The organism is Bradyrhizobium sp. (genome assembly GCF_036735945.1).
Classification (GTDB): Bacteria; Pseudomonadota; Alphaproteobacteria; order Rhizobiales; family Xanthobacteraceae; genus Bradyrhizobium.
Window position 1 is genome coordinate 1 of sequence record NZ_DAINNI010000007.1, and the last position, 10959, is coordinate 10959.

The 10959-nt window shown below is 60.4% G+C and carries 6 protein-coding genes and 1 pseudogene; 6 read left to right on the plus strand and 1 reads right to left on the minus strand.

The window, feature by feature from the left end; translation table 11 throughout:
• The 5 genes and pseudogenes from V7E26_RS04075 to V7E26_RS29995 all read left to right on the plus strand — a co-directional run.
• The coding region (locus V7E26_RS04075; protein ID WP_324413756.1) for a hypothetical protein at positions 1-184 on the plus strand (184 nt) is incomplete at its 5' end.
• Between the two features lie 532 nt (positions 185-716).
• Positions 717-4007, plus strand: a complete 3291-nt coding sequence (locus tag V7E26_RS04085; protein WP_442893351.1) for an Ig-like domain-containing protein — start codon at positions 717-719, stop codon at positions 4005-4007.
• Positions 4008-4433: 426 nt separating this feature from the next.
• Entirely contained in the window at positions 4434-5660 is a 1227-nt protein-coding gene (locus V7E26_RS04090; protein WP_324413757.1) for a polysaccharide biosynthesis/export family protein, read from the plus strand.
• Positions 5661-5978: 318 nt separating this feature from the next.
• A complete protein-coding gene (locus V7E26_RS04095; RefSeq protein WP_324413759.1) occupies positions 5979-6839 on the plus strand; it encodes a hypothetical protein in 861 nt (286 codons plus the stop codon).
• A 405-nt stretch (positions 6840-7244) separates the two neighbouring features.
• Positions 7245-7391, plus strand: a pseudogene (locus tag V7E26_RS29995) (DapH/DapD/GlmU-related protein); the annotation flags it as partial.
• An 8-nt stretch (positions 7392-7399) separates the two neighbouring features.
• Here the strand turns inward: V7E26_RS29995 and V7E26_RS04105 are convergent.
• A complete protein-coding gene (locus tag V7E26_RS04105) occupies positions 7400-8740 on the minus strand; it encodes a glycosyltransferase (RefSeq protein WP_324413763.1) in 1341 nt (446 codons plus the stop codon).
• Between the two features lie 371 nt (positions 8741-9111).
• Here V7E26_RS04105 and V7E26_RS04110 point away from each other — a divergent pair, with 371 nt between their 5' ends.
• The gene (locus tag V7E26_RS04110) at positions 9112-10473 is read left to right on the plus strand and encodes an IS1380 family transposase (RefSeq protein WP_324413765.1); all 1362 of its coding nucleotides are present in this window, start codon (positions 9112-9114) and stop codon (positions 10471-10473) included.
• Positions 10474-10959: the final 486 nt, after the last annotated feature.

Sequence of the window (10959 nt, forward strand, 5' to 3'; positions counted from 1 at the left end):
CACACTCGCCGATCGTAAACGTCAGGAAAAGGTGCGGGCAAAACACCGCTTACGTGCGACGCGACAACAGGCAACGATAATGATCGTGTCCGTCCACGACATTGAGTTCACGCGCAGGGTTATTCAGGAAATTAGTCGATCCATTATTTTTGTTAGCACAATCGCCCAATCGCCCTCTGTTTAATCCGATAATAGAAGGTAGGCCGACTTAAACGGCGCGTCTTGTTCTGCTGCGCGGCGATCGAGTTCCCATTGTGGGCGCAACCAAGCACGCATTCGCTGCGCGGTTCCGATGACAAGTTTGATCGCAAAGCCTCCCAAGAATGACCAAACCATCGTCTCAAAAAAGCTCCCTGCAATCGACCAAACGCGAATTGTAAAGCGCAACTGGCGTCGCTGCCCGGAACAGTTGAAATTTGAGCGCCGGTCCGATCGCCGATCACTGCAAGTATCCATCGAGTATCCAGAAAGGAGATGCAGTTTGGCCACAATAACTTCAGTTGCTGAGGACACTGCCGTAATCCGCTCGTTCTCCTCCAACAGCGGGAAGCCTTGAAAAGTTTGGCAGACGCCTACGACGCGGCCACGACGGACAGTTTCGCTTCATGGACGTGCGGGACCCCACAATCTCTCCAACGGATCGGTCGGCACGGCGGCACATCTCGGCTGACGCAAGGATCCACTCGGATTTGAACAATCTTCGGAGGCAGTAAAATATGGCCAATAAGCCGGTAATCAAAAGCTTTTATGCCGACAGCGGCACCCTCGGCGACGGAATCACCGACGCGAACGTCATTACGCTATCGGGTACTGCCGATGCGAATTCGACTGTGAAAGTTTACGACGGATCGACGCTTCTGGGCACCGTCACGACGAACAGTTCAGGTATCTGGCTGTTCGAGACCCCGAAGCTCTCCGACACGACCCACAGCCTGACCGCTACCGCGACCGATACGACGGGCACCAGCGCAGCTTCCGATCCCATGTCGGTGAAAGTGGTGCCGAGCGTCACGGATTTCAGGCCGGCCAGCGACAATTGGTCGAACCCGATCAAGGTCGACGGGCAGGGATGGTACGTCGAGAATGGCAACAAGGCCTGGAGTCTGACCAACCCTGATTCTCACACCATCCGGATGGAAGTGCGGCCCGGCGACGTGTGGGGTGAGGACGGCACAGCGCGTTCCGAAATCCTGACGGCCACCAACGCGCTCGACCAACAGGTCTTCAACGCAAGCTTCACGATGACCGTCGAGCCCGGGCAGATCAATAATGTCGCGTGGCTTTCGCTGGCGCAGATGCACGAGGATGCGGGAATCCCGTTCTCGATCCAACTCCTCGGCGACAAGATGACGATCCTGGCCAATCAAAATTCGGGGGGCGGGCTGGTCTATTCGGATCCGAACCAGATCGTGCGCGGTCACGCGTATGATATCCAGATCAAGGCCAATTTCTCTACCGATTCAACCGGCTTCCTGCAGATCTGGCGTGATGGCATCCAGATCGTCGATTATCACGGCAAGTTGGGCAGTGAGACCGGCGGCCAGTATTTGAAGCTGGGCGTGTACGAGGGATATCCCGAGCAAGTCAAATATTCGACCGCTGTCGACTACAGCAACATCGTCGTGACGTATAATGATCCGAACGTTCCCACGCCCTCATCGGCGGGCAACGGCAATACGGGGGGATCGACGCCCACGCCTCCCACCGCTCCGACGATCGCGACGTTCTCCACCGACAGCGGCGTGGCCGGCGACCGTATCACCAACGACAGTACGCTGACCCTGACCGGCGCCGCGGCGGCCAACAGCACCGTGAAGGTGTTCGATGGCTCGACGCAGGTCGGTACCGCGACCGCGAATGCGAGCGGCGCCTGGAGCCTCACCACGACCGCGTTGACCGAAGGCAACCACTCGCTGACGGCCAAGGCGACGAACTCCGGAGGAACCAGCAGCGCGTCGACGGCGCTGTCGGTCACGGTCGACACCGTGGCACCGACGGCTCCGACGATTTCAGCGTCGACCCCGACGAGCAGCCGCATCGAGGTTCTGACCGGCACTGCGGAAGCGAACAGCACCGTCAAGATACTCGACGGCTCGACAGAGATCGGGACCGCGACCGCCAACGGCAACGGCGCCTGGACCTACAGCACCTCGGCGTTGTCAACCGGCAGCCACAGCTTCACTGCCAAGGCGATGGATGCCGCCGGTAACACCGGCTCGGCATCTGCAGCCGCGGTCGTTAATCTCGCGGCGACCACGCCGGCTCCCTCTGCTCCGACGATTGGCACCTTCTCCACCGATAGCGGCGTGGCCGGCGATCGTATCACCAACGACAACACGCTGACCCTGACCGGCACGGCGGCGGCCAACAGCACCGTGAAGGTGTTCGACGGCGGAAAGCAGATCGGCACGGCGACCGCCGATGCAAACGGCTCCTGGGGCTATACCACCACGGCTCTGGCCGATGCCGCGCATGTCCTGACCGCGACCGCCACCAATGCGGGCGGGCAGACCAGCGCGGCCTCCGCGGCGCTGAGCGTAACGGTCGACACGCTGGCTCCCGTCGCGCCGACGATGGCGGCATCGACCTCGGCGGCGAGCCTTGGCAGTGCCAACACCACCGCCGTCTTGAGCGGTGCTGCGGAAGCGAACAGCACGGTCAAGCTGTTCGACGGCACGACCCAGATCGGGACCGCGACCGTCAATGGCAGCGGCGCCTGGAGCTACACCACTGCGGCGTTGTCGACCGGCAGCCACAGCTTCACTGCCAAGGCGATGGATGCCGCCGGCAACACCGGCTCGGCGTCCGCAGCCTCCGTCGTCAATATCACAGGGTCCGCCACGCCGGCTCCCTCCGCTCCGAAGATCGCCTCCTTCTCCACCGACAGCGGCGTGGCCGGCGACAAGATCACCAACGACAGCACGCTGGCCCTGACCGGCACGGCGGCGGCCAGCAGCATCGTGAAGGTGTTCGACGGCTCGACGCAGGTCGGTACGGCCAATGCCAACAGCAACGGGCAATGGACCTACACGACGCAGGCGCTGAGCGATGGCGGCCACAGCCTTACCGCAACGGCTACGGACGCGCAGGGTCATACCAGCGCCGCGTCGGCAGCACTTGCGGTGACGATCGACACGCATGCACCCGGCGCGCCGACGATGGGCGTCTTTTCGCAGGCAGGTTCGGCCGTCGGAAGCACGACGACCCTCGACGACCTCATCTTGAAGGGGACGGCAGAAGCGAACAGTACCGTCAAGGTGTTTGACGGATCGACCCAGATCGGGACCGCGACCGCAAGCGGCAGCGGGACCTGGAGCTTCGATACCGGCCATCTCGACTCCGGCAGCCACAGCTTCACGTCCAAGGCGGTCGATATCGCCGGCAACATTGGCGCTGCTTCGGCCTCGGCCAATGTCGGCATCACCGCACCGCCGGCGAGCGCGCCGACGGACGGGGTTGATATCACGAGCCTTTCGAAAGGCTGGTGGAATAGCGTCACAATCAAGGGTACCGCCGATCCGAACAGCACGGTCAAACTCTTCGATGGCGAGAAGGCGATGGGTTCGGTAACCGCAAGCGCTGACGGAAACTGGGCCTACACCACGAAACTGGGCTATTCGAACGCGGTGCATACGTATTCGGCACAGGAAGTCGACAGCACCGGGAACGTGGTCGCCAAGAGTTCAGGTCAAGCGATTCTCGGCTCGAGCTTCAGCAACAAGCTGGCCAGCACCGCAGGCGACGACCTCTTTGTCGGCAACGGCGGCACGGACACGTTCGCATTCGCCGCAAACTTCGGCAATGACGTCATCAGGGACTTCGACGCGGTCGGGCGCAGGCACGATGTCGTGGAGTTCAGCAAGAGCGAGTTCGACAGCTTCGCGAGCGTTCTCTCCCATGCGAGCCAGGTTGGCCAGGATGTGGTGATCTCGGCAGGCTCGGATTCGCTTACGTTGAAGAACACCAAGCTAAGTACCTTGGACAGCCACGACTTCCATTTCGCGTAGGAAGGGCAGCAGGGCTACACCTGCGGACTGTTGTCCGATTTAAGCATTTGCGGCGCCGTGTACAGACGTACCGGCGCCGCATTCTTTTGGGGGCGGCACCAAGCCAACCAGCCCTTCGTCGCCGGCTGTGTCAGCTCAGGGGTTTCATGACGGTTGGCGCCATGCCCTTGGAAGCGTAGTTGGCCGACACGTTGACGCCTTCTGGGTGACGCCGCTTCGCCCGAAATCGTTCTCGTGCAACAGGTGGCTGGGGAAAACCAAAGGTTTTCCGGCGTCAGCGCTCAAAAGAAGGTTGTTGAGCTCTTAACCTAGTAACCTTCTGGCAACACATGAGGAATATTCTCTGGCGTCCTTGCTATGTTGTCGAAATCGGGGGAAGAAGAGGCGATTAAGGGGTAGAACTACGCATTCATTGTGGGGATTTGGGTGAACCGGTTACGTCTATTTGCAGGCATGGGTGTGGCCGTAGCCACAGTGTGCCTCGGCGCGTGCGGCATCATACCGACGTCTGGCCCGACTGGCATCGATGTGCGGGCCGGCCAGCGCGATGCCGAAAGCCTTCCCTATGCTTTCGTGCCGGTTACGCCGAAAGTGCTGGAAGTATTGTCTCGCACCAAGCCACGATTTTCGACCGCTTTCACCGATCGCCGGGGACCCGATGACATTCGATTTGGGGTCGGGGATCAGGTCAGCGTAACAATCTTCGAGTCAGGGGCGGGTGGCCTCTTCATCCCGCTCGAGGCCGGTGTCCGTCCAGGTAATTTCATCACCCTGCCGACCCAGGCTGTTGACAGCAAAGGGAATATTTCAATTCCCTACGCGGGCGCAATTCGGGCGTCAGGCCGTACTGCAGTCGAGGTGCAAGACGCAATTGTAGCCTCTCTGAAGAACCGGGCGTTGGATCCGCAGGCCGTCGTCTCCTGGACCGACCAGCGAGCGACATCGATCAGCGTCCTTGGGGATGCGGTGGGGTCGGTTCGATTTCCCGCGAGTGCGAGCGGCGAGCGTGTCCTGGATGCACTTGCGCGCGCGGGTCTAAAGTCGCCCGGCTACGATCTCTGGGTTAGTCTGGAGCGGAAGGGACGCCGCGAGACCGTTCCGTTTGGCGCCCTGGTCTACGACTCAACCAACAATATCTATGTGCGTCCTCAAGACACGATTTTCGTTTATACCGAGCCGCAGACCTTCCTGGCGTTCGGGGCCACTGGCCGTCAGGGACAATTCCCGTTCGGCGCGTGGCGTGTGTCTCTAGCTGAAGCTACGGCAAAGGCGAGCGGTCTTGTCGACACCCAGGCTGATGCCGGCTCGGTGTTTCTCTATCGCGGCGAAACGCGCGAGATCGCTCAGCAGCTCGGGATAGACACCGCCGCCTATACCGGCGCCATCATCCCGGTGATTTACCAGGTCAACCTGCGTGATCCGGCCGGCTATTTCATGACTACGACGTTCGAAATCCGGAATAAGGACGTGCTCTACGTCTCCAATTCCATTTCGGTCGATGTCTCGAAATTCCTGAACTACGTCAGGTTGATCATCGGAACCGCGCAGGATCCGGTCAACTACGCGAACGGCGTCGTCCTGTTGAGGAATTCACTCGCTACCGGGACAACGTCATCCGCCGTCGTAATCGGAGGGACCACCGTCGCGCCATAGGTGATCCGGCGCGTCGGCCGGCGCCAGCCTGCCTGCCTCGCGGTTTGCTGCTGCTCGCTTCAGTGGCAGGGCGTCATGGTTCAGAATGGCGCCCAGGCGGCGTTCGCTCCATTGCAGCGGACGATCGGCGGGATGGCCGACGGAAGCTGGAACGCCCGTGTTATCGGTTAATCGGCCCTCGGATGTCTTGACGGCTTGCAGTGCCATGCGTCCCGCGCAATAGGGTTAACGACATTTGCCGCCAATTCCGTCCAATCGGCGGAAGCGGTTTGGCGGTGCATGTGATACTGCAGTTCTCCGTCTTGGATCGATGCTTGTATGGTCGGCGAACCGTGGAACGATGTATCGCGCGAGCTTGGTCGCTGGGCCGATCTCGGCCTCAGGCCCAGATTTTGGCTTCGCGACGATGATGCATGCGAAATGACCCCGGCGCTGGCGCGACTTCGGGATGTTGCCCAGCAATATGATATCAATATCGGCTTGGCCGTCATTCCGGGAAAGATCCAACGCAGTCTATTGGACGCATTGGCCGCTTCGACCAGAATGTTCTATCCGATGTGCCACGGGTGGATGCATACGGACTACGGCCTGCCGGGCAAGCCGGAAGAATTTGGCTCCCGTCGTCCCTTTTCCGCTCTACAATCGGACGCCACGCTGGCCTACAGGACGTTTTCAGATCACTTTGGCGACAGCAATGTGATCTTCGTTCCGCCCTATAATCGCATCGCGGCACAGTTGGTGCATGCCTTGCCCGATATAGGGTTTGCTGCGGTATCGGTTTGGCCAGGTTTCTACGAACGCACGTTATTGCGCCTGGATTCGCGTTTGCCGTGGATGCCGGCAGTGAAAATGCCGCAGCGCGTCGTTGTCCCGAGGCTGGACGTGCATGTCGACGTTATCGACTGGAAGAAGGGGACCGCGCGGGACACCATCGCCGTCGCCGCACAGGTTGTTGGGCAATTACGGCTGCGACGACGAGGATTTCTGCCATTGGAATATCCAATCGGCATCCTGACCCATCACCTCGTTCATGACGAGCCCATCTGGGCGCTATGCGATGATCTTCTGCAATTTCTCAGGGCGCACGACACCGTCGATTTTCTGGCGGCCGGCTCCTTGCTCGAACCCGCACCGGCGCAGGTTGCCGGTCGGCCCCTCCGCCGACATCCTGTGAAATGACATCATTCTCTGTATGCTTGCGATAGATCTCAAATGTTGAACGATATCAAAGCTGATGCATTTCGCGCATCGGGCAGGACGTCGCACGCGACCATCCTTTCCCTGGCTATATTTGAACGAACTTTTCGACCTGTTCTGACGCTGCGACTTTGTCGATGGACCGCGAGCCGGTCTCGGATCGGCTCATTGATTGCTCGAGTGTTGCACCGATGGACCCAAGGCATGGCCGGCATGGATTTTCCGTCGGCTATCCAGGCTGGCCCGGGCCTCTTGCTGATCCACGGATGGGGGCTCGTCGTAAACAAAGATTGCAAGATCGGATCCAATGTGACGCTGTTCAACGGTGTCGTGCTCGGGCGCAAGGATACGATTACGGCCGAGGGACGGACTACGGTCTACCCGGTCGTCGGAAACGACGTATGGATTGGCGCGCATGCCGTCATCCTGGGCGTGAGCATTGGAGAGGGCGCCATTGTCGGGCCAGGCAGTGTTGTTACCAAGGACGTGCCGCCACACTGTGTGGTCGTCGGCAATCCCGCCAAAATCATCAGGCGCGACGCCTATCCGGACGTAGTCAACAGATTCGCCGTGTAATCGACCTGCCAGCCATAAAGATTGGCCATTTCGTGCGCCGTATCGCGCATGGTTCTCACCGGACCGATGTTCTCTCGAAAGCGCTGCAGAATGGCCGGATCCTGGGCAAGTTGGCGCAGCGCGCCAGTCCACGCGCCGACGTCGTCATGGGGCACAAGCAGACCAGTTGCCTGATGGCGAACGAGCTCGCGGATACCGCCCAGATCAGAGCCAATGACCGGCACCTTCCAGGCGTTCGCTTCCAGCACAACCAGCGGACCCGTCTCCAATAGTTGCGACGGGACGGCGAGGACATCGATGTCTTGGTAGAATTCGTTCATGGCCTCCCGGGGCTGGTTGGCAACGAATTCATATTGCGAGTTGCCCGCGACCAGCTTTTCGATTCTATCGCGGTACGCGATGTCGACTTTGTCGGTGCCGGCGACACCTACAACCTTCAGGTGAAATCGGACCTCTTTCGGCAGTTGCTCGAGCGCCTCAATCAGAACATGGAGTCCCTTGGGCTCCAGCCAGCGCCCGATAAAGCCAATGCGAAGCACACCGCTGTGCCGTCTGGGCGGAACGGCCACGGCGGCAATTTCCGGATCAACGCCAGACCGCACAAACGAGACCTTGTTTTGCGGAACACCATTGATGAGCAAAGCCGATCTGAGCCAGTCACAGACCGTCACGATGCCATCAACGGTCTCTGCGACTTGACCGATCCCGGCCAGCGCGCGTTTCGCTCTCAAGCCGCCTGCGAGGACGCGGCCAACGACCGGAAAGGTTTCGAAATTGACAGATATGGCGCTGGGGATCTGCGCCAGGGATGCGGCCACCGATGCAGGAATTCCTCGCGACTTCATGAAGCATCTGGCGCAGCGCTGTTCGATTATCTCGCCGTCGCACTGCGATGCCCCTTCGCATATCATCAGGCGCGTTATGCATACGAGCTTCGCCAGGTGGACGGTGAGGAACGTCGGTATGCCCATCCCTTTGGCCGCTCGCAGGTGGGCGAGACCACAATTCGGCGACCAGTCGTGCTGATGATACACATCCGGTCGCTCAGAGGAGAGCCAATCGCGAAACAGGTCCGCGTTACCACAATCCAGAACGCTTCGTGTTGGCGCATCCTCCCACGGCCCGGGATAGTGGAAGATTCGAGTATTCCGATACTTCGATGTTCTGGCCTTGCCATCGGCGGAAGGCGCCGCGATCACACACTCGATCCCCAGGAGTCGCAGTTCTTCGGCCAGACCGGACACATAAACCTCAGTCCCTCCCATAAAGGTGGGCGTGAACCACGGTATGCCCAAAACAATTTTCAAAAATTTGTTCTCCGGACGAAATGAGTGAGCAAGAACAAGACATTAATGCCGATCTCTTGCCCGCGCAACGAGGCTTGTTTCTATCCTCGGCGTTCGTAATAATAGTAATTAATAATAATTGGCTTATATTAATGCGGATAATCTACTTTAAATCAGAAAAATAATCAACGAAGCAGCGAGCCCCCGAATCGGATTGTGCGGTTCGCTGTGGGGGCTGACTGCCCTCCGCCGGCGAGAGTGTTCATGGCGATCGAGCGCGCGGGAATGCGGGCGCTAGCCCGGATTTCTCACGGTGTTGAGGCGCATCGGGGCGCGAATCAGCGAAAGTTCTTTTGCGAGAAGGACTTTTCGATGATTCAAGGAATGCCCCGATGCCGACAGAGTGTAGCGCAGAGCGGTTTGATTTTGGAAGGGTGGAAGGCCGGGTGGAAGGCCGGGCTGTGGAAGCCGCGTTTGATGCCGGCCTGGTAACGTCGGATGCCGGAGCGCTGCTTCTGGGCGCGACTGATCGAGCGATCGATCTAGTGGGGCGCTTTGCCAATTGCTTTCGCGATCATCGCCGTCAGGACTTGATCGAGCATGCGATCGGGACGCTCGTTGGACAGCGGGTCTTTGGCATGGCGCTGGGCTACGAAGACCTCAACGATCACGACGAACTGCGGCACGATCCGCTGATGGCGGTGCTGGCGGGCAAGCTTGAAGCCAGGCGCGAGGACTGCGCACCGGTGGCCGGCAAGTCGACGCTGAACCGGCTGGAGCTGAGCCGAAACGAGCCTTCGCGCTATCACAAGATAGCCTATGACGCGGCGGCCATCGAGGCGCTGCCGGTGACGCTGTTCCAGGAGGCGCACCAGCGACCGCCCAAGCAGATCATTCTCGATCTCGATGCCACCGACGACCCGCTGCACGGGCATCAGGAGGGACGCTTCTTCCACGGCTACTACGACTGCTATTGTTATCTGCCGCTGTATGTGTTCTGCGGCCGGCATCTGCTGGCGGCCAAGCTGCGCCCCTCCGACATCGACGCCAGCGCGGGCAGCGTGGCGGAGGTCGAGCGGATTGTCCGGCAAACCCGCGCGCGCTTGCCGTTGGTACGCATCGTGCTGCGGGCAGACTCAGGCTTTGCGCGCGGGGCGCTGATGGCCTGGTGCGAGCAAAACCGCGTAGATTACCTGTTCGGACTCGCCCGCAACGCGCGCCTGGTCGCCATGATCGAAGAGGAGCTTGCCGCGGCCAGGGCGGCGGCCGAGAAAGCCGGCCGCCCGGCGCACCGCTTCAAGGACTTCCAATGGACGACGCTCGACACCTGGAGCCGAAGGCGCCGCGTCGTCACCTCGCTCAAGCGGGCCGAGGCAGGGGCGCGGCAGCTCTATGAGGACGTCTACTGCGCGCGCGGTGACATGGAGAACCGGATCAAGGAATGCCAGCTCGACCTCTACGCCGACCGCACTTCGGCCGCCACTATGCGGGCCAATCAGCTAAAATTGTGGTTCGCCTCGATGGCCTATGTGCTGCTGTGTGCCCTGCGGCGCATCGGCCTGGCTGAAACCACCTTTGCGGACGCCACCTGCGGTACCATCCGCCTCAAGCTCCTCAAGATCGGCGCGCTGGTGCGCGTCTCCGTTCGCCGCATCAAGATCGCCACGGCTTCGGCCTGCCCAGCCGCCGAACAGTGGGCAATCGCCGCCGGCCGCCTGGCCGAAGCCGCCAAGGCTCGTGCCTCGCCGGCCTGACACGCGAAGCCGCCTCGCGCCCAATCGGCAGCATCACCACAAGGTCCAACGCAGACAATCAAAGCCAGATCGACGGCCGCGCCTTCAGCGCCACGGCACCTCGTTGCTTTCGTCAGACACCCCTATCTCACGTCGCAAAACAATTGGCCCTGTGAGAAATGCGGGCTAGCATCGTCGGAACTGGAGTACGGTTCGGCGAGATGCGATATTTGTCTGGCTGGTAAAGATCAAGTAACTCGATACCGGCCAATGCGGCCACATTGCGCAAAATTCTTGGCCAGCTTCCCTATCAATTTACCGCATTGCTCCGCCGTCCAATGCTGAGCCCTGCCGCCGGCCTGCCCATTGAGGCAGTTGTCGAACGAACTTTGGTGCCTTGCCGCGAAGGTAGCCATCGATGCCTGGCTTGCTTCTTCGTCGTCTTGAGAGCCGCCATGGATTGATCAGGCCCGGCTAGATGACAGACCCCGGGGGCCGCCGCGGTCG

What these genes read in the sequence shown, in the direction of transcription:
- V7E26_RS04095 (WP_324413759.1), top strand. Translation starts at nt 5,979, where the DNA reads ATGGTCGGCGAACCGTGGAACGATGTATCGCGCGAGCTTGGTCGCTGG.
- V7E26_RS04085 (WP_442893351.1), top strand. Translation starts at nt 717, where the DNA reads ATGGCCAATAAGCCGGTAATCAAAAGCTTTTATGCCGACAGCGGCACC.
- V7E26_RS04110 (WP_324413765.1), top strand. Translation starts at nt 9,112, where the DNA reads ATGCCGACAGAGTGTAGCGCAGAGCGGTTTGATTTTGGAAGGGTGGAA.